The sequence below is a fragment of the Streptomyces sp. NPDC028711 genome (assembly GCF_055565415.1).
In genome coordinates this window covers 309,376-335,494 of record NZ_JBVHUJ010000005.1, presented here as the reverse complement: position 1 = coordinate 335,494, position 26,119 = coordinate 309,376, and the positions used below count along the sequence as shown (strand labels likewise).

Sequence of the window (26,119 nt, the reverse complement as noted above, 5' to 3'; positions counted from 1 at the left end):
GGTTAGGGTCGACCCCGTACAGGCAGCACGCCCGTACGGACAGCGCGCACGACGGCGGAACGGCAGGACGGGGCAGCGGCGGTGGCAGGGGCGGCACGACGGCGGGACGGACACGTCACCCAGGAGCGGATGCTGGAGGAGGCCATGGCGGCGATCGCCGAGGACGGCCTCTCCTCCCTCACCATGTCGGCGCTCGCCGAGCGGCTCGGCACGAGCGGCGGCCACATCCTGTACTACTTCGGCAGCAAGGACCTGCTGCTGCTCGCCGCCCTGCGGTGGAGCGAGGCCGCGCTCGCCGAGGAGCGCCGCGCACTGCTCTCCCGGCGGATCACGGCCGAGCGCAAGCTCGACCGTTTTCTGCGGCTCTATCTGCCGCGCGGCCCGCGCGATCCGCGCTGGACCCTCTGGATCGAGCTCTGGGCCCGCACCCCCGGCAACGGCGCGCTCCGCGAGGCCCAGGAGGAACTCGACCGGGGCTGGCAGGAGGACCTGGAGGCGCTGCTCACGGCGGGCGTCGCGCGGCGGCGGTTCGCGCCGCTCGACGCGGGCGCCCGTGCCTCCGAACTCCTGGCCCTGCTCGACGGGTTGAGCACCCGGGTCGTACTCGGCCAGGAGTCGGGCCGCGATCCTCGGCCCGCTCTTGAGGCGGCCCGCTCGGCCGCCCGGGCGCTCGTCGCTCCGTACGCGTCCGGCGTCGACAACGCCGGTTCAAAACAAGCAGGTTGACGGGACATCAGCCCCGGTAGGCCTCCAGGAGTCGCAGCCACGCCTCGCTCAGCGTCGGGTACGAGGGAACGGCGTGCCACAGACGGGCGATCGGGACCTCGCCGACGACGGCGACCGTAGCCGAGTGGACGAGTTCGCCGATGCCCGGTCCGACGAAGGAGGCGCCGAGGACGACCTCGCGGTCGAGGTCGACGACCATCCGGGCGTGTCCCCGGTAGCCCTGGGCGTAGAGCCCGGCTCCGGCGACCTGCGCCATGTCGAGGTCCACGGCCCGCACCCGGTGCCCCGCCCGCTCGGCCTCGGCGAGGCTGAGGCCGACGGCCGCCGCCTCGGGGTCGCTGAACACCACCTGCGGTACGGCGGCGTGGTCGGCGGTCGCCGCGTGCGCGCCCCAGCTCCCGTCGTCGAGGGGCTCGGTGCCCCGCGACGCGCGGGCGGCGATGGCGGCGCCGGCGATCCGGGCCTGGTACTTGCCCTGATGGGTCAGGAGCGCCCGGTGGTTGACGTCTCCGACGGCGTACAGCCAGTCGCTGCCGGTGACCTTGAGGCTGTCGTCGACGTCGAGCCAGGAGCCCGGCTCGAGTCCGACCTTCTCCAGGCCGATGTCCTCGGTGCGCGGAGCCCTGCCGGTCGCGAAGAGGACCTCGTCGCCGTCGACGTGGTCGCCGCCCTCCAGGACCACGGTGACCGGTCCCGTACCCCCGTCGCGCACCACCGCGGTGACCGTGACGCCGGTACGGATGTCCGCGCCGCGCGTGGTGAGTGCCTTGGCCACGTGCTCGCCGACGAAGGGCTCCATGCGGGGCAGCAGGCCCCCGCCCCGTACGAGCATCGTCACCTTCGCGCCGAGGGCCTGCCAGGCGGTGGCCATCTCCACGCCCACCACTCCCCCGCCGACGACGACGAGCCGCTCGGGCACCCGGTCCCCGCTGGTCGCCTCACGGCTGGTCCAGGGCCGGGCCCCGGCGAGGCCGGGCAGTTCCGGGAGGACCGCTCGGCTGCCCGTGCAGACGGCGACCGCGTGCCGGGCGGCGAGCACATGGTGCTCGCCCTCGGGGCCCGTGACCCCGACCCGGCGGGGGCCGAGGAGACGCCCGTGGCCCCGGTAGACCCGTACGCCGATGGAGTCCAGCCAGTCCACCTGGCCCTCGTCCTTCCAGTGGCCGACGACCTCGTCCCGGTGGGCGAAGACCTCCAGGGCGTCCAGCGGGCCGTAGACCGACTCGCGCAGTCCCGCGACCTTTCGGGCGTCGGAGCGGGCGAGAGCGGGGCGCAGCAGCGCCTTGCTGGGCATGCAGGCCCAGTACGAGCACTCGCCGCCGATCAGCTCGCTCTCGACGATCGCGGCGCTGAGGCCCGCGGCCCGCACCCGGTCGACGACGTTCTCCCCCACCGGGCCCGCACCGAGCACCACCACGTCGTACGCGTGCTCGTCTTCCACCGTTCGTGTCATGGGTCCCAGTCTGGCGGCAGCGGTCCGGAATAGCGCGGCTCGATACGCCGTTGTGCCGGGCGAGTCCCCAGGGGACCGTGAGGACACCCGCCAGGAGACCCCGAAAGGTAGGAACATGAGCACCGTAGAGCTCACCAAGGACAACTTCGACGAGATCGTGAGCGGCAACGAATTCGTCCTGATCGATTTCTGGGCTTCCTGGTGCGGTCCCTGCCGTCAGTTCGGGCCGGTCTTCGAGGCGGCGTCGGAGCGTCACCAGGACCTGGTCTTCGCCAAGGTGGACACCGAGGCGCAGCAGGAGCTGGCCGCCGCGTTCGAGATCCGCTCGATCCCGACGCTGATGATCGTGCGCGACAACGTGGCCGTTTTCGCGCAGCCCGGCGCGCTGCCTGAGACCGCCCTCGAGGACGTCATCGGGCAGGCGCGCAACCTGGACATGGACGAGGTCCGCAAGTCCATCGAGGACACCAAGGCGAAGTGACCGGCCGGAAGTGACCCGCGAGGGGGTACGGGAGGTTCTCCCGTACCCCCTCGTGGTGTCGTGTGCCGGTCTCAGCCGCTCCGGGGCGGGACGGGCGCCGAGCGCCGTGGGCCGTGGGCTCGGCAGGGATACTCGGTCGGTGACGACCGCCCGCCGCGTGGATGCATGATCTCGGGGTCGAGTTCCGGCCATGTTCCGGCCGTTCGGCGGGACGGTCGAGGGAACGGTCGCGAAGGCCTCGTCGAACCTGAAGATCCGCAGGTCAGTCGCGTGCCGGGGGGCGTACGAGGGCGGTCAGGCCGTAGTCGAGCTCGCGGCCGTCGACGAGCAGTGCCTCGACCGTCCGCGTCTCCGGGTCGATGTCGGCCCTGACGCCGTGCCCTTCGTAGATCGGGTAGCCCGACTCGCCGTGCCGTCCGGTCGCCTCGACGACGGCCGAGCGGATGGCGCTGTCCATGACGGAGGCGTCGCCCCGGTCCTCAACGTGCGAGGGCACAAGCAGGATCTCGAAACGCTTCGGAACTGTGCTCATGAACCGACGCTAAGCGTTCAGCTGGACTCCCGCCGGACGACCCGCGAGGCCAGCAGGGCGCGGGTGAGGGGCGGCGCGTCCGGTTCCCGTACGGCCCGGTCGACGAGCTCGGCCAGCTCGCGTCCGAGCACCATGTCGATGCTGACGGTGCTGAGCCGGGGCCGCAGCAGCCGGCCGAGGAGCAGGTCGTCGGCGCCGATGACGGCGGTCTCCGTGGGCACGGCGACGCCCGCGTCCTGGAGCGCCCGCATCAGGAGCATCGCGTACTCGTCGTTGTAGGCGAAGACGCCGTCGAGCCCCAGCTCGCGCCAGCGCCCGGCGAGCGCGTTCGCCGACTCCTCCTCGTACCGCAGCGGCAGGGGTACGACGGTGGCGTCCGTGCCCTCGACGGCGCGCCGGGCGCCTTCGAGGCGGGGGCCGGAGAACATGGAGAGTCCCGGCTCCTCGGGCATGACGACGCCGATCCTGCGCCGGCCGGTCTCCAGGAGGTGCGCGGTGGCGACCTCGCCGACCCGTCCCTGGTCCATGACGAGGGCATGGGTGCCCTCGACGCCCTCGGTGCCGAGGGTGATGACGGCCCGCGCTCCGGAGCGCTTGAGGATCTCGACGCCCTGCCGGGTCAGCTGGATCTCACCGAGCGAGACCACCGCGACCGGCCGGAGCTCGGCCCAGGCGCGGGCGGCCTCCCCGGCCTCAAGACCGACGCTGCCGTACTGGACCACCGTGTAGTCGAGCCGCCGCAGCGCCCACTGGAACTCGTTGAAGAACTGGCTGTACAGCGGTCCGACGGGGACGTGGGAGGTCGGAAGCAGCACCATCCTGCTGTGGCCGGCGCGCAGGCTGCGGGCGGCGGCGTGCGGCACGTACCCCAGTTCCTCGGCCGCTTCGCGCACCCGGCGACGGGTGGGCTCGCTGATGCGGACGGCCGAGGTGTTGTTGAGGACGTACGAGACGGTCGCCCGGGAGACGCCCGCCAGACGGGCGACATCGGCGCTGGTCGGGACCGCGCGCGCGGCGGGGCGCTCGGGGGACTGTTCGGTTGGCTGGCTCATCGCCTCGGCATCTTTCCAGAACGATCCGGCACGGGGTCTGGCGGATGGCCGGAATCGAATGCTACACAGTGCCCACACGTGTCACTGACACGTGTAACCCCCTTGCTCGATCCGCCTCTCGCCCCTTCGTCGGGCGATCTCCCCAGGAGGGCACCGTGGCCCTTTCCTCCCCCGGCACCGGCTCGTCGGAAGTCGAACCGCCCGGCACCGGTGCGGCCCGCCCCCTCGCGGCCGCCCCGCCGACCCGTGGCCTGCTCGCGCTGCTCCTCGCCGGGAACACCGCGATGTACGCCCTGTACGTCGGCGTCCCCGGACTGCTCCTCGCCCTCCAGATCGAGGACATCGACCCGGCCGACAAGGTGGCGAACTTCGGCCTGGTATCGGGCATATCCGCGATCTTCGCCACCGTCTTCAACCCCGTCGCCGGCGCCCTCTCCGACCGCTCGGGCCGCCGCAACCCGTGGATCCTCGCCGGTGGACTCCTCGCCCTGCCCGTGATGCTGCTCCTCGGCAGCGTCCACACCATCCTGCTCGTCACCATCGCCTGGTGCCTGGGGCAGGCCGTCATGAACGTCTACCAGGCGGCCCTGACCTCCGTCGTGCCCGACCGGGTGCCCCTCGCCGCCCGGGGCAGGGCCTCGGCCGCCGTCGGCCTCGGGCTGCCCGTCGGCTCGACGATCGGCGCCCTCGTCGGCGCGGCCTTCTCCGAGGACTACCGCACCGGCTACCTCGTCTTCGGCGCGGTCGTCGCGGCCACCGCCGTGCTCTTCACGGCCTGCGCCCGCGAGCAGCGCATGCCGGCCAGGGCTCCGCTGCCGGTGAAGGCGCAACTCGCCGCCTTCGGCAGCGCGCTCAAGGACCATGACTTCCGCTGGGCGTTCATCGGCCGCGCCCTCCTGGTCCTCGGCTACTTCGCGGTGGCCGGGTTCCAGCTGTACATCCTCAAGGACCACACGGATCTGCCCGCCGGGCTGAGCGCCGAGAAGGCCGTGGCGGTCCTCGCGCCGCTCACCGCGGTCGCCATGGTGGTCTCCACCGTGCTCGGCGGCTGGCTCTCGGACCGGTTCGACCGGCGCAAGCTCTTCGTGGGCGCATCGGCCGCGCTGGCCGCCGTGGCGCTGCTCATCCCCGCCGTCTCGACGAGCTGGACGGCGATGCTGGCCTTCTCCGTCGTCAACGGCCTCGGCTTCGGCTGCTACATGGCCGTGGACACCGCCCTGGTGACCATGGTGCTGCCGAAGGCGGAGGACGCCGCCCGTGACATGGGGGTCCTCAACATCGCCAACGCGGGCCCGCAGATCGTCGCCCCCTTCGTGGCCTCGCTCGTCGTCTCACTGAGTGGCGGGTACACGGCGCTGTTCTTGATCGCCGCCGTACTGTCGGTACTCGGCGCGCTCGCCGTGCGCCCCATCCGCAGCGTGCGCTGACCCCGTCGGCGTCCGCGGAGCACCGTCGAGAAAGGCCGCGCACCGTGCTTCTGCACACGACCACCTGGGGATCCGGGGACCGGATCGCCCTGCTCGTCCACGGCATCATGTCCGACCACCGCACCTGGCGGCGGGTCGGACCGGCGCTCGCCCTGCGCGGCTACCGGGTGGTCGCGGTGGACCTGCGCGGGCACGGCCTGAGCGGGCGGGCGGCGGGACCCGGGCAGTACCGGCCGGAGGACTACGCCGAGGACCTCGTCGAAACCCTTCCGGCAGGTGCCGAGTTGGCCGTGGGGCACTCGCTCGGCGGGCTCGTCCTGACCCATGCCCTGGAACGGCTCAAGCCGACGCGCGCGGTCTACTCCGACCCCGCCTGGCATCTCGGGGCGGGCCCCGACGGCTACCGGCCCGAGCTCTTCGTCCGGGGCAAGTCGATGACCCGGGAGCAGATCCGCGGTTTCAACCCGCACTGGGCGGACGAGGACCTCGACACGGAGATGGCGTCGGTACGGCTCTGGGACGAGCGATCGGCGTACGGCCTGGCGGACTTCGTGGGGGCCGACCTCTGGCCGGCCCGCGCCACCGTCCCCTCCCTGGTCACCCTCGCCGACCCGAGCATGCTGATCTCCCCCGACGACGCCCGGATGCTGGCGGGCCGCGGATTCACCGTGCGTACGGTGGAGAAGTCGGGCCACACCATCCACCGGGACGACTTCGACGGGTTCATGTCCGCGCTCGACGGCTGGATCTGACGTACCGTTCAGGAATGGACGACGCGTCGATGGACTCCTCGATGGTGGGACTGCTCGGCCGGGTGACCGGGACCGTCGGGCCCGGTCTCGTCGGTGAGGTGATCGTCCGGATCCGGGGCGGTGCCGAGCACTTCCTCGCCCATCCGGCCACCCCGAAGGAGCGGATCGAGGTCGGAACGGTCGTGATGGTCATGGAACATCTCCCTCCGCGCACCGTCTATGTCACAGGCGCGTACGACAGTTGACGGAACCGTTGAGTGGCGCGCGTCACAGGCGCACACTCCCTTCACCGGATCCGCGTCGGATCCGGTGAAGGGGGACCTGACCCATGGGCATCGGCCTTCTGGCGGGCGTCGTCGTCGGCGCGTTCGCCGTTCTCATCGCTGTGTTCAAAATGATGTGGCGCGTCGCGGAACCCAACGAGGCGCTGATCATCTCCGGTTCCAACCACAAGAACGAGGGCCTCGGCGCGGGCATGGGGTTCCGCATCGTCACCGGACGCGGCACGCTCGTGCTGCCCGGTGTGCAGGCGGTGCGGAAGCTCTCGCTCGACCTCAACGAGACCCAGTTGTCCGTCGAGTGCGTCACCCACCAGGGCATTCCGCTCAAGGTCCGCGGTGTGGTGATCTTCAAGGTCGGTGACGACTTCGTGTCGATCGCCAACGCCGCGCGCCGCTTCCTCGACCAGCAGAAGCTCATGAGCGAGCGGGTGCACATCGTCTTCGCCGGTCATCTCCGCGCCATCGTCGGCGGGTTGACGGTCGAGGACATGATCCGTGACCGGGAGAAGCTGACCGGTCAGGCACGTTCGGCCTGCGGCACGGAGATGGAGAAGCTCGGTCTGATCGTCGACTCGCTGCAGATCCACGAGATCGAGGACCCGACCGGATACATCAAGAACCTGGCCGCGCCGCACGCGGCCGCCGTCCAGCGGGACGCGCGGATCGCGCAGGCCGAGGCGAACCGGCGGGCCACCGAGGCCGAGCAGCAGGCCGCGGCGCGCATGTCGGAGGCGACCCGCGACAGCGAGATCCTCCAGGCGGGCTACCAGGCCGAACGGGACCAGGCGTCCGCGCGGGCCCGGCAGGCAGGTCCGCTGGCCGAGGCGGCCTCCCTCCAGGAGGTCGTCGTCCAGGAGACCCGGGTGGCCGAGCTGGCGGGACACCGCAAGGAGCAGCAGCTCCAGGCGGAGGTCCGCAAGCCCGCCGACGCGCTGGCGTACGAGACCCGGACGCTGGCCGCCGCCGAGCGTGACGCCCGGATCTCGGCGGCCGAGGCGGAGGCGAAGGAGACGGAGCTGGCGAGCGCGGCCAGGGCCACGGCGACCCGGCTCACGGGTGAGGCCGAGGCGGCGGCGCAGCACGCGAAGGGCCTCGCGATCGCCGAGGCGACCCGGGCGAAGGGTCTGGCGGAGGCGGAGGCGATCAAGGCGCGTGCGGCGGCGCTCGCCGAGAACCAGGAGGCCGTGGTCGCGCAGCAGCTGGCCGAGAAGTGGCCGGAGATCGTCTCCGCGGGCGCGTCCGCGTTCGGGAACGTGGACCAGATGGTGCTCCTGAACGGCGCCGACGGCATGGCGGACGTGTTCGCCAAGGCGCTGACCATGGGCGGGACCGGGCTCGGACTGGCACGTCAGCTGCTCACCACGATGAACCCGGGCGCTCAGGAACGCCTCGGCGTGGTGCCGTCGCCCCGCGCGCCGGAGGAGAGCGTGGAGATCCCGGTCGGCGACGGGAAGTAGCGGCGCCGGGGCGGATACGGAGAGGGGCCCGCTGCCGTGAAGGAGCGGGCCGGGATACGGAGAGGGGCCCGCTGCCGGGAAAGGCGGCGGGCCCCACCGCGTACCCCCGTCGGTTCCCGCGGCGGGCCCCACCGCGTACCCCCGTCGGTTCCGCGCTCCGCTCGGCCCCGGCCTCAGTTGTGGCCGAACTTGCGTTCCTTGCGGTGGGACGTGTGCTCGACGAGGGACGTCGGGGGCGTCTCTCTCGTGGGAGTCTGCGCGGACTTCTCCTTCGCGGCCGCCTCGGCGCGGTGTTCATGGCCGCCTGTACGGGCTCCCCGGTTCGTCCGGGTCTGTTTCTTGCCCACGATCGTGCCTCCCGTGACGGGTGTCGGACTCCGGTCCGTATCCCCTCAGCGTGGCACGCGGGCAGAAGAGCCGCACGTCAGGGCGTATGCGCGAGGACCCGGGTGAAGGCAGCGAGCGTCGGGGTGCCGGAGGCGCGGTCCAGGATCGCGAAGACGGCCTCCTCGAAGTGGCCGGCGAAGCGGCCCTCGCCGGTGAGCAGTGCCTTGAACGCGCTCGCGACCTGCTCCGGGTCGTTCTGGAAGACCCCGCAGCCCCAGGCGCCGAGCACGAGCCGCCGGTAGCCCGCCGCGGCCGCCGTCTCCAGGACGCGCTCGGCCCGGTTCGCGAGGGCGGCGGGCAGCCGGTCGGCGAGTTCGGGGGTGCGGCGGCGGACGACTCCCGCGTTGGGCGCGGGCGAGGTGAGGAAGCCGACGGTGAAGGGCTCGTCGAGGAGGGTTCCCCGGTCGTCGCGGAAGACGGGCACCCGGGGCGAGTGGATGACCCGGTCGGTGTAGAAGGCGTCCCGTTCCTCGCGGTGGTGGGCGTAGTAGGCGGGGGCGCGAAGGAGCGTGGCGTGGAGGGCGGAGGAGCGGCAGAGCGCCTCCTCCTGGGCCTGGGCGCCGTTGAGGTAGCCGCCGCCGGGGTTGCGGGCGGAGGCGAAGTTGAGGACGGCCACCGGTCGGGTCGGGTCGGCCGTGGTCATCCTGCGGGCGGCGGCCAGGCTGCTCTCGCCGGTGACGTCGATGACGGGGGCGCGGTCGGTGTCGGGGGTGACCGGGACGGGCTCGGGGCCGTGGAGGCGGGTTCCGGCCAGGGCGGCGGTCAGGTCGTCGGTGAGGGAGACGGTCCGGCCGTCAGGGGCGCGGTAGCGGCCCGCGGCCACGATCTCCTCGGTCTGCCGCGCGATCGCGCGCAGTCGTGCACTCATGCCGCCAGGATGATCGTTTCCTCCCCGCCTCCACAACGACATTTTCCGGAACAGGAGAGGCCCGGCCCGTCGGGGGCGCTCTTGCACGCCGCTCGGCGGTGGCTTTAGGTGGAGACAGCGACTCTCCGGGACCAGTCCCGATGACCAGGAGGTGTACGGATGTCGTCGAGCGGCATACCGCGTGGCGGGCCCCCTCTCACCGAGCGGGAGGCGGAGGACCTGCTGCGATGTATCTGCTTCAAGACCGGCCCGCCCCGCACCGTGGGGGTGGAGCTGGAGTGGCTGGTGCACGAGCTGCGTGACCCCCGGCTTCCCGTATGGCCGCCGAGGCTCGCGGCGGCCATCGACACCGTGCGGTCCCTGCCGCTGGTGTCGTCCCTCACCTTCGAACCCGGCGGGCAGCTGGAGCTCAGCTCGCGCCCGGCCGGATCGCTCATGGAATGTCTCGACTCCCTCACCGCCGATCTGCGGGCGGTGCGGCCGGCGCTCGCCTCCCTCGGTCTGACCCTCAGCGGATACGGGGTGGACCCGTGGCACGCGCCGCGCGGCCGGGTGCTCCACGAGCCGCGGTACGACGCCATGGAGGCCGTGCTCGACCGGACGGGTCCGGCCGGACGGGCGATGATGTGCGAGTCGGCCTCGGTGCAGATCTGTCTGGACGCCGGCGTCGAGGAGCCGGGTCCGCTCGGCTACCACCGCAGGTGGCGGCTCGCGCATCTCGTGGGCGCCGTGCTCGTCGCCGCGTTCGCCAACTCCCCGCTGCACGGCGGCCGTCGCACCGGCTGGCGCTCGACGCGGCAGGCGCTGTGGACGGACCTCGACCCCCGGCGGGCGCTCGCGCCCCCGGCGGACGGTGAACCGCGGGCGGAGTGGGCGGCGCACGTCCTGGACACCCCGGTGATGTGCGTACGGACCGAGGAGGGGCCCTGGGTCATGCCGGAGGGGCTGACGTTCCGCGACTGGCTGCGCACGGGTCTGCCCCGGCCGGCCGACGCCGATGACCTGCGCTATCACATGACGACCCTCTTCCCGCCCGTGCGGCCGCGCGGTCATCTGGAGCTGCGGATGGTCGACGCGCAGCCCGGCCGGGACGGCTGGACGGTGCCGGTGGCCGTGACGACGGCGGTGTTCGACGACCCGGAGGCGGCGGAGACCGTGTACCGGGCGGTGAAGCCGCTCGCGGAGCGGGCCGGTGACGCTCCCGCCCCGCGCAATCCGCTCTGGCTCGCGGCGGCCCGCGACGGGCTCACCGATCCCGAGCTGCACGCCGCCGCCCGCGCCGTTTTCGCCGCCGCCCTGGAGGCGCTGCCCCGGCTCGGGGCGGGTGAGGAGGTACGGCGCTCGGTCGCCGCCTTCCACGAGCGGTACGTGATCCCCGGGAGCTGCCCGGCCGACGACTTCGAGGCGGTGACGTCATGACGACGACAGGGACGGGGCTCGATCCGGAGGCCCTGCGCCGGCGGGCGCTGGACGCCCTGACCGTCGCCCGGGCCCGGACGGCGCTGCTCACCTCCTGTGTCGAGGACGGTGAACTCCTGGCCCAGCACTCTCCGTTGATGTCCCCGCTGGTGTGGGATCTGGCGCACATCGGCAACCAGGAGGAGCAGTGGCTGTGGCGGGCGGTGGCGGGCAGGGAGGCGCTGCGGCCCGAGATCGACTCCGTCTACGACGCCTTCGAGCATCCGCGCGCCACCCGTCCTTCGCTGCCGCTGCTCGCGCCGGGAGAGGCCCGCGCCTACGCGGCGGACGTCAGGCTGCGTGTCCTCGACGTCCTGGAGACCACCTCCTTCGAGGGGCGGCCGCTGCTCGACGCCGCCTTCGCCTTCGGCATGGTCGCCCAGCACGAACAGCAGCACGACGAGACGATGCTGATCACCCATCAGCTGCGGAGGGGACCGGCCGCCCTGACCGCTCCCCCGCCGCCGCCCCGGACGGACGGCCCGCTGCCGCCCGACGTCCTCGTGCCCGGCGGCCCGTTCATGATGGGGACATCGGACGAGCCGTGGGCGCTCGACAACGAACGCCCGGCGCATGCCCGGCCGGTGCCCGCCTTCCACATCGACACCACACCGGTCACCAACGGCGCCTACCTGTCCTTCATGGCCGACGGCGGATACACGGACCGGCGCTGGTGGCGGCCCGAGGGCTGGGCGCAGATCAGGGAGCACGGCATCGTGGCGCCGCTGTTCTGGCGCCGGGACGGCGGGCAGTGGCTGCGCCGCCGGTTCGGCGTGACGGAGCCGGTCCCCGAGGAGGAGCCCGTCCTGCACGTGAGCTGGTACGAGGCGGACGCCTACGCGCGCTGGGCGGGGCGGCGGCTGCCGACCGAGGCCGAGTGGGAGAAGGCCGCCCGGTGGGACCCGGTCTCCGGGCGCTCGCGCCGCTATCCGTGGGGGGACGCCGACCCGGAGCCCGCGCACGCCAACCTCGGACAGCGGCACCTGCGGCCGGCGGCCGCGGGCAGCTACCCGGAAGGCGCGTCGCCGCTCGGCGTACGGCAGCTGATCGGGGACGTGTGGGAGTGGACGGCGAGCGACTTCCTGCCGTACCCGGGGTTCACGGCCTTTCCGTACAAGGAGTACTCGGAGGTGTTCTTCGGCCCGGAGCACAAGGTGCTGCGCGGCGGGTCGTTCGCCGTGGACCCCGTCGCCTGCCGGGGCACCTTCCGCAACTGGGACCTGCCGGTGCGACGCCAGATCTTCTCCGGATTCCGTACGGCGCGCAGTGCGGAGCTGGACTGATGTGCCGTCACATCGCCTACGTGGGCGAACCGGTGGCGCTCGGCGAGCTGATCGTCCGGCCCTCGCACGCCCTGCTCCGCCAGTCCTGGGAGCCCCGTACGCAGAGCAGCGGCGTGGTGAACGCCGACGGCTTCGGGGTGGGCTGGTACGCCGAGGGGGATCCGGAGCCGGCCAGGTACCGGCGCGCGGCGCCCATCTGGGGCGACCTGTCCTTCGCGGACCTCGCCCGGGTGGTGCGCTCCCGCGCGCTGCTCGCGGCGGTCCGCGGGGCCACCCGGCCGGGCGCCGACGGAGAGGCCGCGGCGGCTCCGTTCGCCGCGGGCCCCTGGCTGTTCAGCCACAACGGCGCCGTCGAGGGCTGGCCCGACTCCCTCACGGCGCTCGCCGGGGCGCTGCCGGCCGGTGAACTCCTCCGGATCGAGGCGCGCACCGATTCGGCGCTGCTCTGGGCGCTCGTGCTGCACCGGCTGCGGGCCGGTGACGCGCCGGGGGCCGCCCTGGCCGACACGGTGCGGGAGGCCGCCGCCGCGGCCCCCGCGTCCCGGCTGAACCTGCTGCTCACCGACGGTGTCCGGATCGCCGCGACCACCTGGGGGAACGGCCTCTGGTACCTGAAGGGTCACGACCGGGTGGTCGTGGCCTCCGAACCGTACGACGACGATCCCCGGTGGCGGGAGGTTCCGGAGCACACGCTCCTGACCGCGACCCGCGCCGACGTCACCCTCACCCCGCTCAAGGAGCCCTCCGCGTGAGCCCGTTCCAGCTGACCCGTACCCTCGCCCCCGACGCCACCGGTGCCGATCTGCGCGCCGACGTCCTGCACGGGCTGACCCGCTCCGCCAAGGAGCTGCCGCCGAAGTGGTTCTACGACGCCCGGGGCAGCGAACTCTTCGAGGAGATCACCCGGCTGCCCGAGTACTACCCCACGCGGGCCGAGCGGGAGATCCTGGAGGCGCGGGCCCCGGAGATCGCCGCGGCGACCGGGGCCAGGACCCTGGTGGAGCTGGGTTCCGGTTCCTCCGAGAAGACGCGGTTCCTGATCGACGCGCTGCTGCCCGGTCTCGAGGGCTATGTGCCCGTGGACGTGAGCGAGTCGGCGCTGACCGGGGCGGCAGAGTCGCTGCTCGCGGAGCGGCCGGAGCTGCGGGTGCACGCCCTCGTCGCGGACTTCACCCGGGGGCTCGCGCTGCCGGGGATGCCGGGGCCGCGTCTGGTGGCCTTCCTCGGCGGCACCCTCGGCAATCTGCTGCCGGGCGAGCGGCGGACCTTCCTGCGTTCGGTGCGGTCGATGCTCACGCCGGGCGACGCCCTGCTGCTCGGCACGGACCTGGTGAAGGACGAGTCGACGCTCGTGGCCGCCTACGACGACGCGGCCGGGGTGACGGCCGCGTTCAACAAGAACGTGCTGTCCGTGATCGACCGGGAGCTCGGCGCGGACTTCGACCCGGACGCGTTCGAGCACGTGGCGGTGTGGGACCGCGAGCGGGAGTGGATCGAGATGCGGCTGCGGGCCCGCCGCGCGCTCACCGTGAAGATCCCGGAACTGGACCTCGTGGTGCCCTTCGCGGCGGGCGAGGAGATGCGGACGGAGGTGTCGGCGAAGTTCCGTCAGGCGGGTGTCCGCGCGGAACTCGCGGAGGCGGGCCTCGACCTGGAGCGCTGGTGGACCGACAGCGGGGACAGGTTCGCGCTGTCACTGGCGACGGCTCGCTGAGTGACGGACGGAGCGACGGCTCGCTGAGCGGCCGCCGCGAGGGTACGGCGGTCCGGATGCCGGAGGCCCGGAAGGGGCTCCGGCATCCGGACGACGGCGGTGAGACGGCGGGTGGAGACGACCCGCCACAGGGAGGAACCGAGGGGGTCGTCCGCGACATAGGCGGCGGCGCCGGTGGGCCGGTAGTCGATCCGTACGGGCTGTACGGCGCATCCGGCGTCCAGGGCGGCCTGGAACGCGGCCGGCCGGAAGCGCCCGCCGGCCCGCCCGCACCAGGTGGAGCCCTCGGGGAAGACGATCACCCGGCCTCCGTCCGCGAGCACACCGGCCATGGTGCGCACGGTGCCGGGGAGGGCTCTGAGGCCGTCCCGGTCGATGAAGAGGGTGCCGCCGAGCGCGGCGACCGTGCCGAGGACGGGCCAGCGGCGCACCTCCGCCTTGGCAACCATCCTGCCCGGCAGGACGGCCGCGATGAGCGGGATGTCGAGCCAGGAGACATGGTTGGCGACGACGAGGAGCGGGCCGGCGGCGGGCGCTCCCTCGTACCGGACGCGTACCCCGAAGGCGCGGACGACCGCCCGCAGCCAGCGCCGGACGAGGGCGAGCCGGACGGCAGCCGGGAGGAGGCCGGTGAACGGGGCGAGCAGGACGCCGAGGAAAACGGCGCCGAGACCGGCGGCCAGGCGGACCGAGGCGAGGACGGCCCCGGCCCTGGCCTCGTCGGCGGGACGGGCGGGTTCGGGGTGGGCGGCGCAGTGGCCCGGGGTGCAGGGCGCCGTGGGGAGCCACGGCGAGAGGGCCGTGGTCCCGTTCACCGTGCCGGGGCGAGCGCGAGGAAGTGCTTGAGGTAGCGCGGATCGGTCCGGCGCAGCGAGAGCAGGACGTAGAGGTCGGCGACGCCGAAGTCGGGGTCGTACGCGGGGGCGCCGCAGACCCAGGCCCCGAGCCGGAGGTAGCCGCGGAGCAGCGGGGGGAGCTCGGTGCGGCCCTCGGGGCGGGTGATGCCGTCGGGGCTCCAGAGCTTGTGCGGGGTGACCCAGTACTCCTCGGGGGCGAGGTGCTTGGTCTTGACGGTGTCCCAGGTGGCGGCGGCGAGGGAGCCGCCGTCGGCGAGCGGGAGGGAGCAGCAGCCGGCGAGCCAGTTGTGGCCGGTGCGGGTCATGTAGCGGGCGAGGCCGGCCCAGATGAGGGCGATGACGGCGCCGTTGCGGTGGGCGGGGTGGACGCAGGAGCGGCCGACCTCCACCAGGTCGTGCCGGACGGGGGCGAGGCGGGTGAGGTCGAACTCGCTCTCGGAGTAGAGGCGTCCCGCGACGGCGGCCCGGTCGGGCGGCAGGATGCGGTAGGTGCCGACGATCTCGCCGGTGCTCTCCTCCCGTACGAGGAGGTGGTCGCAGTACGCGTCGAAGGCGTCGGTGTCGAGGCCGGGCTCGGGGCCGTCGAGCCGGGCGCCGAGCTCCCCGGCGAACACCTGGTGGCGCAGCCGCTGGGCGGCGCGCACGTCCTCCTGGTCGCGGGCGAGCCCGACGGCGTACCGGGGGGTGGGCTCCTCGGCGAGGGGGGCGGGCCGCTCGGCGGCGGCGGGCGGACGGCCGGGGCCCTGCGGCTGGGCCGGGACGGCGAGCGTGGGGGTCGGTGCGGACATGTCGGGCTCCTCCGGCGTACGGAAGGGGAAGGGGCGGTGCCGGGCCGTGTGAGCGGTGGCCCGGCTCCTTACTTCTTCCGTGACCGGCTGGATTCGACGTGACCGTCCGGGGGCTCGCGGGTGTGGAGGCGCTGAAATGCTATTCGGCGAGGGTCTCCGTGATCTCGTTGGAGGCCCGCCTGGCCGCCTTCAGCGGGTCCTCGCCCTGGAGGACGGCGGTCATGTACGGCTTGATGGGGTTGTCGGCCTCGACGTCCGCCCACTGCGGGGAGTTGGGGGTGGCCCGGCCGCGCGCGGCGCCCCTGGCCATGACGGCGGTGGCCTCCTGGCCCGCGACGACGGAGGCGAGCCCCTTCTTGTTGGGCACGTACCCCATGGCGCGGGCGAGCTCGGTCTGCCACTTCTCGCCGGCCAGCGCCTTGACGACGTCGAGGGCGGCCCCGCGCTGGGGCGCGTTCTCCGGGATGATGAGGTCGGAGCCGCCGGTGAAGACGGCACAGGGCTTGTCCGCCGTGGCGCCGGGTATCGGGAAGTAGCCGAGCTTGTCCTTGAGGCCCGGGTTGGCCTTGAGGATGGCGGCGACGGCGCTGGGCGAGGCGATGAGCTGGGCCACGTCCCCCTTGGCGAAGACGTCGGCCTGGGGCGGGTTCTGCTCGTCGGCGTCCTTGGGTCCTGAGCCGAGGGACTGGAGGTCCTTGTAGAAGGCCATGCCGCGCCGGGCCGCCGGGCTGTCGAGCGCGCCGGTCCACTCGCCGCCCTTGCCGGTGGCGAGTTCACCGCCTTCGTCCCAGATGAATCCGGCGAGGGTGTACCAGTCCTGTCCGGCGAGGTAGATGCCCTGCGAGCCCTCGCGGTTGAGCTTCTCGGTGTCGGCGAGCCACTCGGCGCGGGTGGCGGGCGGCTTGTCGATCCCGGCGTCCCGGAACAGGTCCTTGTTGTAGATGACGATCCGGTTCGCCGCGTACCAGGGGATGCCGTACTGGGAGCCGCCGATCCTGCCGGGCTCGGCGAGACCGGGCAGCCAGTCCTCGCTGCCGAGGTCGCGGACCGACTCCAGGGTGAGGTCGTAGAGCTTCTCGGTGTCGGCGTACTGGGCGACCTGGGTGTTCCCGACCTCGATGACGTCGGGGCCGCCGGGGCCCTGGATCGCCTCGGTGACCTTCTTGCCGATGCCGGTCCACTCCTGGACGGTGACCTGGAGTTCGACGCCGTCGTGCTCCTCCTCGTACGCCTCGGTGAAACGGTTGAGGAAGTCCTCGCTGGCGCTCTCCCGCATCAGCCAGATGTGGACGGTCTTCGTCCCGCCGTCGCCGCCCGGCAGCATCCCGCAGCCGGCGAGGGCGAGTGCGGTGGCGACTGCCAGGGGGCAGGCGAGAGGACGGTTCTTCACGTAGGTCACCTTCTGCGGTTCAGCACAGGGTCGTGCGCATGGGGGCTGACCCGGCATGGGGGGACCGAACGGGGTGTTCGCGCGGGTATGTGGCCTGGATTCTGGTCTGGACCAACGGGATGGTCAAGTCCTTGACCATCCCGTTCCCGCGTCCCGGACGTCCCCTCCGTTCCCCTACCGGCCGGTACACGGTTGTCGGTCATCTGTGGCCGTGTCGCGCCGCGCCGCGCCCTGGGGCACCGTGGAGGGAACGCACCGAGAGGAGTTCGGCCCCCATGTCGAATCACACGTACCGCGTCACCGAGATCGTCGGCACGTCCACCGAGGGCGTCGACGAGGCCATCCGCAACGGCATCGACCGCGCCTCGCAGACGCTGCGGGGCCTCGACTGGTTCGAGGTGACGCAGGTCCGCGGCCATATCGTCGACGGTTCGATCGAGCACTACCAGGTCGGCCTCAAGGTCGGATTCCGCCTGGAGGACGAGACCGCCTGACGGTCCGCCACGGCCTGTCGGACCACGTACGGCCGTACGGCGACGTACGGCCCGTCAGGCCCCCCCGGGCCGTACGCATCAGGTGCGGCCCTCCTTCTCCTGGGCCTCCCTCAGCGCCTGCGACGGGGTCGCCCACCGGGCGCGTACGACCCGGAAACCGGCCGTCTCCGCCGCGTCGCAGACCAGCGGGTCGTCGTCGACGAGCATCCTGATCACCCGGTCGGCGCCGAGCCGGCGCAGGATCTCCACCTTGGTCACCCGGGCGGGCCGGAAGTCGCGGTTGCGGCGCATGTGCACCGGCCCCTCCGGAAGCCCCTGCCCGGCCAGCCAGTCCAGGGTGTCCCGGCGGCAGCGCTCCGGCCGCCCGGTGAGGTACACGATGTCGCACTCCTCCGCCGCCTCGCGGCACAGCGCGGTCCCCTCGTCGAGCGGCGGATCGTCGGGCGCCGCCGCGAAGAAGGCGTCCCAGTCCTTCGGGCGCCGCTCCAGGAAGTGCTGGCGATGGGCGGTCGCGGCGAGCGTGTTGTCGAGGTCGAAGACGGCCAGAGGCCGGTTGTCGGCTGTCACGGGCCCAGCCTAGGAGCCGGCCCTTCGTTCACCCGGAGTGCCGTGTGCTGCCAGCCTGGTAGATGTCGGGGATGCCGTCGGCGTCCTCGTCGCGTTCCTCGTCCTCCCACAGCTGCTTGTAGACGCGGTTGCGGCGGCGCAGGAGGACGGCCGCGAGTGCGGCGGCGATGAGGGAGCCCACCAGGACGGCGGCCTTGATGTGTTCGGCGGTGGCCGGGTCGGGGAAGGCGAGTTCGCCGATGAGGAGGGCGACGGTGAATCCGATGCCGGCCAGGGTGGCGAGGCCGAAGACGTCGGCCCAGGCGAGGTCGGGGTTGAGCTCGGCGCGGGTGAAGCGCGCGGCCAGATAGGTGCCGAGGAAGATGCCGAGGATCTTGCCGACGACGAGGCCGATGACGACGCCGAGGGGTTCGGGGTCGGTGAAGACGTGGCCGAGCGCGCCGGCGGAGACGCCGACCCCGGCGGCGAAGAGGGCGAACAGCGGGACGGCGACGCCCGCGGAGACCGGGTGGAGCAGGTGGGAGACGCGGGCGGCCGGGGAGGCCTTCTCGCCCTTGTCGCGGGTGGCGCGCAGGATCAGGCCCATGGCGACGCCTGCGACGGTGGCGTGGACGCCGGAGTTGTACATCAGCGCCCAGGTCGCGATGGAGAGGGGCGCGTACCACCACCAGCCGCGCACCCGCAGGCGCTGGAGGACGTAGAAGACGAGGAGTCCGGCGAAGGCGCCGCCGAGGGCCCAGAAGTTGAGGTCCGAGGTGAAGAAGACGGCGATGATGAGGATGGCGCCGAGGTCGTCGACGACGGCGAGGGTCAGCAGGAACGCGCGCAGGGCCGCGGGCAGATGGGTGCTGAGGACGGCGAGGACCGCGAGTGCGAACGCGATGTCCGTGGCCATCGGTACGGCCCAGCCCTCCAGGCTCCCGCCGCCGACCGTGACGGTGAGCGCGTACAGGGCGGCGGGGACGGCCATGCCGCAGACGGCGGCGATGACGGGCAGCGCGGCGGTGGCGGGGGTGCGCAGCTCGCCGACGACGAACTCGCGTTTCAGCTCGATGCCGGCGACCAGGAAGAAGACCGCGAGCAGACCGTCGGCGGTCCAGTGGGCGACCGAGAGGTCCAGGCCGAGGGCGGGGATACCGAAGTGGAAGTCGCGTATCGACTCGTACGCTCCGCTCCACGGACTGTTCGCCCAGGCGAGCGCGATGACGGCGGCGGCGAGCAGGACGAGTCCGCCGACGGTCTCGGTGCGCAGGGCGTCGGCGACGGCCTGGCGTTCGGGCCAGGGCAGCAGGCCGAGAACAACCTTGCGGGGGCGTGACTCGGGCATGGGGGTGAGCCTCCGGGGCGGGTTGGCGGGTGGGCACACTGCCCCTCGGACGCCGACCAGACTTCCCGGCACACCAGCGTCAATCCTGACGCGTTCTTCACACCCTATCGGGAGCCGGGAGGCCTCGCCAGGGCGTCCCTCCGTCGTGGTGACGGGATGAAGGGCCCTGGCCTCACCAAGGCGCGGGGTGAGGACAGGGCCCTTCGGGAGCCGGGCCGCCGGGGGGGGGCGGTCAGACGGTGGTCTTCACCGGCTCCTGGTCGGGGTCGGTCTCGCCGTCGGTGTCGAGGCCGGCGTCGCGCTTCTTGACGAAGGCGAGGAAGGTGTTCAGCTCGCGCTTGACGACGGGGGCGAGGAGGTAGAGGCCGATGATGTTGATGACGGCCAGCATGAAGAGCACGGCGTCGGCCATGTCGATCAGCGTCTGGAGCGTGAGCAGGGAGCCCGCGACCGCGAAGACGGTGTAGAGGACCTTGAAGGTCAGCTCGCTGGTCCTGCTGCGGCCGAAGAGGTGGGTCCAGGCCTTCATGCAGTAGTAGCCCCAGGTCAGGACCGTGGAGATCGCGAACAGCATGACCGCGACGGTCAGGATGTACGGGAACCAGGGCATGACCGTGCCGAAGGCGTCGGAGGTGATGGTGACGCCGCCGATGGAGTCACCGCCGTTGCGGAGCTCGACATAGCTGGCGGGGTTGGCGATGACGATGGTCAGCGCGGTCATGGTGCAGATGACGACCGTGTCGATGAACGGCTCGAGGAGGGCGACCAGGCCCTCGCTCGCGGGGTGCTTGGTCTTCACCGCGGAGTGGGCGATCGGGGCGGAGCCCAGACCGGCCTCGTTGGAGAACGCGGCCCGCTTGAAGCCGATGATCAGCGCGCCCAGGACACCACCGGCGACGCCTTCGGGGTTGAAGGCGCCCTCGAAGATCGTGGAGATCGCGGAGGGCACGGCGCTCGCGTTGACGGCGATGACGACGAGGCAGGCGGCGATGTAGATGCCGGCCATCGCGGGCACGAGCCTGCTGGTGACGGAGGCGATGGAGCGGATGCCGCCGAGGAGCACGATGCCGACGAGCGCCGCGATCAGGATGCCGAAGAACAGGGCGCCGGCCGAGGAGCCCAGGGCGCCGTCCTCGCCGCCGGTGACGGAGACGAGCTGGGCGTAGGACTGGTTGACCTGGAAGAGGTTGCCGCCGAAGAGGCCGAAGAACAGGATCATGAAGGAGGCGAGGACCGCGAGGACCTTGCCGAGGGTCTTGCCGTTCTTGCCGAAGCGCTCGGCCAGGCCCTTGGGCAGGTAGTGCATCGGGCCGCCGGAGACGGTTCCGTCGGCGTGCACGGTCCGGTACTTCACACCGAGGGTGACCTCGACGAACTTGGTGGCCATGCCGAGCAGGCCGCAGAGGATCATCCAGAACGTGGCGCCCGGGCCGCCGATGGAGACGGCGACGGCCACACCCGCGATGTTGCCGAGTCCGACCGTGCCGGAGACGGCTGCGGTCAGCGCCTGGAAGTGGTTGACCTCGCCGGCCGACCCCTTCTCGTCGTACTTGCCGCGCACCACGTCCACGGCGAGCCGGAACTTGCGCAGCTGGACGAAGCCGAACCAGCCGGTGAAGACGAGACCGGCGACGACCAGCCAGGCCACGATCAGCGGCAGCTGGGTGCCGCCCACGGGCACGGAGTAGAAGACGACGTCGCCGAGCCATTTGGCTATCGGCTCGAAGAAACCGCTGACCGCCTTGTCGACGGACTGGGTGAGGGAATCGAGTGACACGGTGGGGACCTCGGAAGCGCAGGACCGGCGCGCGGGAGGCAGCGCCAGTGGGGGTGCGGTCTTTGAGCGAACGCCGTTGTCCGGTCGGCGACCCGAGCGATCGATGTCCGTGGACTCGGAGCGTGATCGTCTCGGTCGTGCTGCCGGTACGTGACCGGCGCTCCGCAGGACGGCGAGGGGTGGTGCCACCTGCGGAGTTGCGCATTCCTATCACGACTTGCCACCCACACCACGTGATGCACCTCACATCACGGACGGTGATCTTCCAGAATCCCAGGATCCGTGACGTGACCGTTATCCGGACAGGCGGGTCCGTTCACCGTGCACTTATTTCCGCTGGTCACGAGCTTGCGGCCCGTCACTCCTGTCCCCTGGCCCGCCGGTAGGCGGCGGTCACCTCGCTCCACCGCCCGGCCTGCTCCGGGGTGAGGGTGCCGCGGAGTCCGGCGAGCTTCAGGAGGTTGGCCTCGGCCTCGGTGGTGAGGGTCTGGGCCTCGGCGCTGTAGTGGTCGTCGATCACGGCAGCGAGTTCGGCCTCGTTCATGGCGGGCGAGATACGGGCCGCGATCTTGTTCATCGTGCGGTACGAGCCCTGGAGCCTGAACGGCGGTTCCGTGCGGGCCGCGGCGGCGGTGGCGGCCGAGGCGATGTACTCCTCGTTGACGGCGAGCACGGTCGCGCGGGCGGTGAGGAGGTGCCGCAGCACGGCGAGGACCTGGTCGAGCTCGGCCGGGGCGTAGGGGTGGGTGAGCCGGTCGCGGCGCGCGGTCGGGTCGCCGGCCGCGAGCCGGGCCAGGAGCCGCAGGTCGGCGCGGTCGCGGCCGGCGAGCGGGGCGAGGACCGGGTGGGACGTGAGGGCGTTCTCGACGAAGCTGAAGGCGAAGGCCTCCTCCTTGCCGGTCAGCACGTCACCGAGGTTCCACACGTCGGCCCGGTCGGCGAGCATGTCCGGCACCCGGAAGGCCTGCCCGGACTCGGTGTAGGGGTTGCCGGCCATGCAGACGGCGAAGCGCTTTCCGCGCAGGTCGTGCCCGTTCAGGGTCCTGGTGGCGTCGCAGAGGGGGATGAACCTCTGCAGGAACTCCGGTGAGGTGTGCTGGATGTCGTCGACGTACAGCAGGACGTTGCTGCCCGCCGCCAGGGCGAAGGCGATCTTCTCCAGTTCCCGGCGGGCGCTCGCGTCGGGGGCCTCGGCGGGATCGAGGGAGGTCGTCCGCTGCCCGAGAGCCGGCCCGTCGACCTTCACGAGGAGCAGGCCGAGGCGCTCGGCGACGTACTCGATCAGCGTGGTCTTGCCGTAACCGGGCGGGGAGAGGAGCAGCAGCAGACCGTGGGTGTCGCTGCGCTTGGCGTCCCCGGCCGCGCCGAGCTGCTTGGCGAGGTTGTCGCCGACCAGCGGGAGGTAGACCTCGTCGACGATCCGGCCGCGGACGAAGGAGGACATGACCCGCGGCCGGTACTCGTCCACGCGGAGCCGGGCGCGTTCGCCGGCGACGAGCCGCGCCCGGTGCTCCTGGTACGCGCGGAAGGCGGGCACCTCGGTGGCGGCGAAGGCGCGCGTCCTGGTCAGGAACTCGTCGAGCCGCAGCTCCAGGGCGCGTCCCCGCACCCGGGGGTGGCTGCCGAGGAGTCCGGTGACGGTCGCCGTGGTCGGGGCGGTGACCTCGTAGCGGTCGAGCTCGGGGCAGAGTTCGACGGCGACGGCCTCGGCGAGGACGCCCTCGTCGGGTCGCTCCCGGGACGCCGACGCGTAGGAGGTGAGCCAGGCCTCGACGAGCTGTCGCCTGGCTGCCTGCCCGGTGAGGGCGGCGAGGGCGTCGTCGTACGCGGAGATGCCGCCGACCGCGCGCCGGAACGTGTCCAGGAAGGTACGGGCCGCCTCCGAGGCGGCGAAGCCCTTGGCCGGGGAGGCCAGTTCGGCCGTCAGGTACGCGGCGACCGTCGCGTCCCCGGTCTCCTCGGCCAGGTCCGCCCGCAGGCCGTCGAGGGCCGACTCCGCGCCGAAGAGGTCACGGGCCCGGGACAGGGCGACGGCCCGGTGTGTCCACTGCTCGCGGGCATCGGCGGTGGTGGAGTGGGCCCAGAAGATCTGGGCCGCCGCCCGCGCCGCCCCCGGGAACCCGAGGAGTCCCGCTCCCCCGCTCAGCGCCAGGACCGCTTCCAGGATCAGCGCCGCGTCGTGGTCGTGGACGCCGCGCTCGTACCCCTCGTCGTAGGCGGACTCCGCCGCCCGCCGCGAGAGCGCGGACAGGTCGGCGCCCGCGAGGCCGTCCGGTCCGTGCTCGGTCAGCAGCCGCGCCGCCAGGTGTTCGGACCGGTAGACCTCCGGGGACTCGGAGGGCAGGGTCCGGTGCCAGTACGGTCGGGTCGCGGCGAACTCCGGGTCGGTGACCGGCGCGCGGTAGTCCGTCCCGGTCAGGGCGAGGGCGAGGGTGTCCCCGTACGGGACGAGGGTCAGCTCGGGGGCCTGGCGGTTGACGGCGAAGCGGTGTCGGCCGAGCCGCAGGGTGTCGCCGCCGTCGGAGTACAGCTCGGTGCGGTCCCGCAGCGCCCGGCCGGCCTCCTGGCGGGCGGCGCCGAGCCTGCTCCCCAGCTCCTCCGCCCGTACGTCGTCGCCGAGCTCCCGCAGTGCGGCGACGGTTCGCCGGATCTTGGCGACCATGGGGTCGGAGGCGAAGTACGTGTGCACCTCGTCCAGGTCGGTCAGGGTCGCGACCCGGCGGGCGATCGCGTCGAGGACCCGGCCCGCAGAGCCGGCGAGCTGCTCCGCGCGGCGGGCGCGGGCGTCCTGGAGGGACTGCCTGCGGGCGGTGAAGGCGTCGTGGATCTCGGTGCGCCGCTCGGCGATGTCGGCGAGGAAGCCTTCGTGTTCGGCGAAGCGCGACTCCAGGTTCTCCAGGTGGAGCAGGAGCCTGCCGAGCTGGTCGTCGCAGTGGTCGGGGGTGTCGGCGGCGGCCAACGCTCCGGTCACGGCCTGGCCGAGCAGGGCGGACTCGGCGGCGAACCCCGCCCGGCCCTCCTGGTCGAGGAGCTCGGCGCGGCGGGCGGTGAGGAGGGCGCGGACGCGGTTGAGCGCGCCCATGACGTCGGCGACACGGGCCAGGATCGAGGTGCGTACGGTGGCCTCGCCGATGTCGAGTCCCGCAACGATCTCGCTGAGGGTCCGCAGGCCCGCGCTGTGTCCGTCGAGACGGTCCGCGATCGGGCCCGTCCCCGCGACGGTGGTCACGGTCCCGGCCTCGTCCGCAAGGCGTTCCGCCTCGGCGTGGTGGGCGGCGAAGGCGTCCTCGCGCCGCAGGAAGGCGACGGCCCGCCGGGCGGCCGAGGCGATGTCGTCCTGGACGTCCGCCGCGAGGGCGTCGATGCGGTCCGTGTCGGCGTACCGCATCTCCTTCAGGGTCGACAAGTGGCCCTGCGCCTGGCGGAGTTCGGTGATGCGGGAGATCCACTCCTCGGCCGTGGCGGGTGCCTCGCCCCGGACGCGGCGGACCAGTCCGCCGATCCGCCGGGCGGACGCGTCGAGTGCCTCGGCGGCCTGCCGGGTGAGCGTCGTCACGGTCTCGAACTCGTCGAGGACCTGCGCGGCGGTGGCCCGGAGCCCGCTCAGGGGGGCGCTCAGGTCTCCGGCTTCCGGGTCGGCCAGCCAGTGGTGGACGTCGGCGGCGCGGCCACAGGCGGCGACGAGGCCCTCGTACACCTCGCGGGCGGGCGAAAGATCGGTGGCGCGGCGGGCGATCGACAGGCAGTCGGCGATCCCCCGGACGAGGTCCGCGTTGCCGATGCGGGCCAGCGGGCCGTCTCCCACGGCGGTCACATGCGTGTCGGAGACGTACGGCGTCCGCCACATCTGCACGGGGTGGTTCCGGCCGGGCTCGCTCGACTCGCCGCGCAGCACGGCCATCGTCCCGTCGTCGAGCAGCGCGTACCCGCGACAGCTGACCGGGTGGGCGATCTCCTTGCGGATCAGGTTGTACGGGAGGAGCAGACCGCGCCCCTCCGCCTGGGCGTGGAAGGCGAAGAGGAGGTCCTCTCCCCCCGGCGAGCGGACCGCCCGGTCGAGGACGAGGCCCGTCGTGTCGGTGTCGAAGGTCCTCACCGCACCGGAGGCCAGGCAGTAGCCGCCGGGGAAGACGATCCCCTCGTCCTCGGGCAGCCGCAGACACGCCTGACCGATGCCGTCAAGCCTGACCACGGTCCCGGTCAGCGCGTTGAACACGAGGTGGCGGTGGGCCTCCTCCTTGTACGGGCGGACGCGGATCAGGGTCAGGGCGCCGACGACGGCGTACGCGACCTCGGCGTCGGCAAGGGACTGCAGCGGCTCGTCGACCGGTTCTGCGTGGACCCCCTCGGGGGATTCGGTGTCGTTCTCCGTCTTGAGGGTCAGCGTCCCGCCGGCCGTGGAGACGAAGAGGCGGCCGTCGAGCGAGATGTGCGGATGGCGGCCCGGCACGTGGTCGTCGCGGGTCGTCTCCGTCCAGTCGACGTCGTGGGAGAGCGGGAGGACGTGGTCGCGCTCGCCCTGGGCGTCGAGGAAGCGCGTCGTGCCGGACACGTCGACGGACCAGCGCAGGACGCGGAGGTCGTCGGCCTGCTCCCCGGTCCGGAAGACGGCGAGGAGCCGGCCCTCCGTCCGGCGCAGCCGCTGCAGGCGCGCGCCCCGGAAGTAGCGGTGCAGCGCGGAGAACTCCCGTACGAAGCCGGGGTCGTCGAGGAGGCCGGGCACGGCCTCCCGGGGCAGCGGGTTCAGGTCCCGGTCGTAGAGGCCGAAGACATCGGCGACCGACGTTTCGGACGCCCCGGTGGAGGACGGGTGGGAGCCGAGGAGCAGGACGTCGTCGCCGACGGCCACGAGGTCCCGGGGCACGCGGGGATGCTCGGTGCGGAGGCGGCCGGTGCCCGTGAGGGCGAGTTCGCCGGAACCGAAGGCGGCGGTCCTGGCCTCGTCGAGGGCCTCGGCGCGCCCGGCCAGCTCGGCCGCCTGTGCGGCGAGCCGGTCGCGCAGCACCGCGTACGTGTCCTGGTCGATTCCGGCGCTCATCTCTCTTTTC

At 72.7% G+C, this 26,119-nt stretch carries 23 protein-coding genes; 11 read left to right on the top strand and 12 right to left on the bottom strand.

The annotated features are described in order from the left end of the window. Window positions 1-81 precede the first annotated feature (81 nt). The gene (locus tag ACZ4VK_RS19350; RefSeq protein WP_468353574.1) at window positions 82-726 is read left to right on the top strand and encodes a TetR/AcrR family transcriptional regulator; all 645 of its coding nucleotides are present in this window, start codon (window positions 82-84) and stop codon (window positions 724-726) included. Between the two features lie 7 nt (window positions 727-733). Here the strand turns inward: ACZ4VK_RS19350 and ACZ4VK_RS19345 are convergent, their stop codons facing one another. Next, a complete protein-coding gene (locus ACZ4VK_RS19345; protein ID WP_468353573.1) occupies window positions 734-2,179 on the bottom strand; it encodes a dihydrolipoyl dehydrogenase family protein in 1,446 nt (481 codons plus the stop codon). 115 nt (window positions 2,180-2,294) lie between these two features. Here ACZ4VK_RS19345 and trxA point away from each other — a divergent pair, with 115 nt between their 5' ends. Then, complete coding sequence (gene trxA, locus ACZ4VK_RS19340; RefSeq protein WP_468353572.1) at window positions 2,295-2,660, top strand: thioredoxin; 366 nt, start codon at window positions 2,295-2,297, stop codon at window positions 2,658-2,660. Between the two features lie 262 nt (window positions 2,661-2,922). Here the strand turns inward: trxA and ACZ4VK_RS19335 are convergent, their stop codons facing one another. Beyond that, on the bottom strand, window positions 2,923-3,192 hold the full coding sequence (locus ACZ4VK_RS19335) for a hypothetical protein (protein WP_468353571.1): 270 nt from the start codon (window positions 3,190-3,192) through the stop codon (window positions 2,923-2,925). 17 nt (window positions 3,193-3,209) lie between these two features. Continuing rightward, complete coding sequence (locus ACZ4VK_RS19330) at window positions 3,210-4,244, bottom strand: LacI family DNA-binding transcriptional regulator (RefSeq protein ID WP_468353570.1); 1,035 nt, start codon at window positions 4,242-4,244, stop codon at window positions 3,210-3,212. A gap of 155 nt (window positions 4,245-4,399) precedes the next feature. On the opposite strand from ACZ4VK_RS19330, the gene ACZ4VK_RS19325 reads away from it, so the two are divergent. The 4 genes from ACZ4VK_RS19325 (at window position 4,400) to ACZ4VK_RS19310 (ending at window position 8,161) form a co-directional block, all read left to right on the top strand. After that, window positions 4,400-5,671 carry an MFS transporter gene (locus ACZ4VK_RS19325; protein ID WP_468353569.1) on the top strand — a complete coding sequence of 424 codons (1,272 nt, stop codon included), beginning with the start codon at window positions 4,400-4,402 and terminating at the stop codon, window positions 5,669-5,671. 44 nt (window positions 5,672-5,715) lie between these two features. After that, window positions 5,716-6,423, top strand: a complete 708-nt coding sequence (locus ACZ4VK_RS19320) for an alpha/beta fold hydrolase (RefSeq protein WP_468353568.1) — start codon at window positions 5,716-5,718, stop codon at window positions 6,421-6,423. Between the two features lie 41 nt (window positions 6,424-6,464). Further along, window positions 6,465-6,668 carry a hypothetical protein gene (locus tag ACZ4VK_RS19315; RefSeq protein WP_468353666.1) on the top strand — a complete coding sequence of 68 codons (204 nt, stop codon included), beginning with the start codon at window positions 6,465-6,467 and terminating at the stop codon, window positions 6,666-6,668. A gap of 83 nt (window positions 6,669-6,751) precedes the next feature. Beyond that, a complete protein-coding gene (locus tag ACZ4VK_RS19310; protein WP_468353567.1) occupies window positions 6,752-8,161 on the top strand; it encodes a flotillin family protein in 1,410 nt (469 codons plus the stop codon). A 173-nt stretch (window positions 8,162-8,334) separates the two neighbouring features. On the opposite strand, the gene ACZ4VK_RS19305 is transcribed toward ACZ4VK_RS19310, so the two are convergent. After that, entirely contained in the window at window positions 8,335-8,508 is a 174-nt protein-coding gene (locus ACZ4VK_RS19305) for a hypothetical protein (protein ID WP_468353566.1), read from the bottom strand. A gap of 77 nt (window positions 8,509-8,585) precedes the next feature. Further along, window positions 8,586-9,416, bottom strand: a complete 831-nt coding sequence (locus ACZ4VK_RS19300) for a TIGR02452 family protein (RefSeq protein WP_468353565.1) — start codon at window positions 9,414-9,416, stop codon at window positions 8,586-8,588. A gap of 159 nt (window positions 9,417-9,575) precedes the next feature. Between ACZ4VK_RS19300 and egtA the strand changes: the two genes are divergently transcribed. From egtA to egtD, 4 genes are read left to right on the top strand one after another with little or no spacing between them, the layout of a single operon-like run. Then, window positions 9,576-10,835, top strand: coding sequence for an ergothioneine biosynthesis glutamate--cysteine ligase EgtA (gene egtA / locus ACZ4VK_RS19295; RefSeq protein ID WP_468353564.1), 1,260 nt, complete (start codon window positions 9,576-9,578; stop codon window positions 10,833-10,835). Next, a complete protein-coding gene (gene egtB, locus ACZ4VK_RS19290; protein ID WP_468353563.1) occupies window positions 10,832-12,157 on the top strand; it encodes an ergothioneine biosynthesis protein EgtB in 1,326 nt (441 codons plus the stop codon). The genes egtA and egtB overlap by 4 nt, the downstream gene beginning before the upstream one ends. Then, a complete protein-coding gene (egtC, locus tag ACZ4VK_RS19285) occupies window positions 12,157-12,909 on the top strand; it encodes an ergothioneine biosynthesis protein EgtC (protein ID WP_468353562.1) in 753 nt (250 codons plus the stop codon). The genes egtB and egtC overlap by 1 nt, the downstream gene beginning before the upstream one ends. Further along, complete coding sequence (egtD, locus tag ACZ4VK_RS19280; RefSeq protein WP_468353561.1) at window positions 12,906-13,871, top strand: L-histidine N(alpha)-methyltransferase; 966 nt, start codon at window positions 12,906-12,908, stop codon at window positions 13,869-13,871. The genes egtC and egtD overlap by 4 nt, the downstream gene beginning before the upstream one ends. On the opposite strand, the gene ACZ4VK_RS19275 is transcribed toward egtD, so the two are convergent. From ACZ4VK_RS19275 to ACZ4VK_RS19265, 3 genes are all read right to left on the bottom strand, one after another. Further along, window positions 13,766-14,686 carry a lysophospholipid acyltransferase family protein gene (locus ACZ4VK_RS19275; protein ID WP_468353560.1) on the bottom strand — a complete coding sequence of 307 codons (921 nt, stop codon included), beginning with the start codon at window positions 14,684-14,686 and terminating at the stop codon, window positions 13,766-13,768. The two genes, egtD and ACZ4VK_RS19275, sit on opposite strands and share 106 nt — an antisense overlap. Next, window positions 14,683-15,516: a GNAT family N-acetyltransferase gene (locus tag ACZ4VK_RS19270; RefSeq protein ID WP_468353559.1), complete on the bottom strand. Its 834-nt coding sequence runs from the start codon at window positions 15,514-15,516 to the stop codon at window positions 14,683-14,685. Before ACZ4VK_RS19270 ends, ACZ4VK_RS19275 begins: the two co-directional genes overlap by 4 nt. 139 nt (window positions 15,517-15,655) lie before the next feature. Next, window positions 15,656-16,906, bottom strand: coding sequence for an extracellular solute-binding protein (locus ACZ4VK_RS19265; RefSeq protein WP_468353558.1), 1,251 nt, complete (start codon window positions 16,904-16,906; stop codon window positions 15,656-15,658). A gap of 275 nt (window positions 16,907-17,181) precedes the next feature. On the opposite strand from ACZ4VK_RS19265, the gene ACZ4VK_RS19260 reads away from it, so the two are divergent. After that, the gene (locus tag ACZ4VK_RS19260) at window positions 17,182-17,400 is read left to right on the top strand and encodes a dodecin (protein WP_030215071.1); all 219 of its coding nucleotides are present in this window, start codon (window positions 17,182-17,184) and stop codon (window positions 17,398-17,400) included. A gap of 78 nt (window positions 17,401-17,478) precedes the next feature. Here the strand turns inward: ACZ4VK_RS19260 and ACZ4VK_RS19255 are convergent, their stop codons facing one another. The 4 genes from ACZ4VK_RS19255 to ACZ4VK_RS19240 form a co-directional block, all read right to left on the bottom strand. Then, a complete protein-coding gene (locus tag ACZ4VK_RS19255; protein ID WP_468353557.1) occupies window positions 17,479-17,967 on the bottom strand; it encodes a phosphatase domain-containing protein in 489 nt (162 codons plus the stop codon). A 28-nt stretch (window positions 17,968-17,995) separates the two neighbouring features. After that, complete coding sequence (gene nhaA / locus ACZ4VK_RS19250; protein ID WP_468353556.1) at window positions 17,996-19,294, bottom strand: Na+/H+ antiporter NhaA; 1,299 nt, start codon at window positions 19,292-19,294, stop codon at window positions 17,996-17,998. A 232-nt stretch (window positions 19,295-19,526) separates the two neighbouring features. After that, window positions 19,527-21,071: an alanine/glycine:cation symporter family protein gene (locus ACZ4VK_RS19245; protein WP_468353555.1), complete on the bottom strand. Its 1,545-nt coding sequence runs from the start codon at window positions 21,069-21,071 to the stop codon at window positions 19,527-19,529. 358 nt (window positions 21,072-21,429) lie between these two features. Next, window positions 21,430-26,109, bottom strand: a complete 4,680-nt coding sequence (locus ACZ4VK_RS19240; RefSeq protein WP_468353554.1) for a DNA repair ATPase — start codon at window positions 26,107-26,109, stop codon at window positions 21,430-21,432. Window positions 26,110-26,119: the final 10 nt, after the last annotated feature.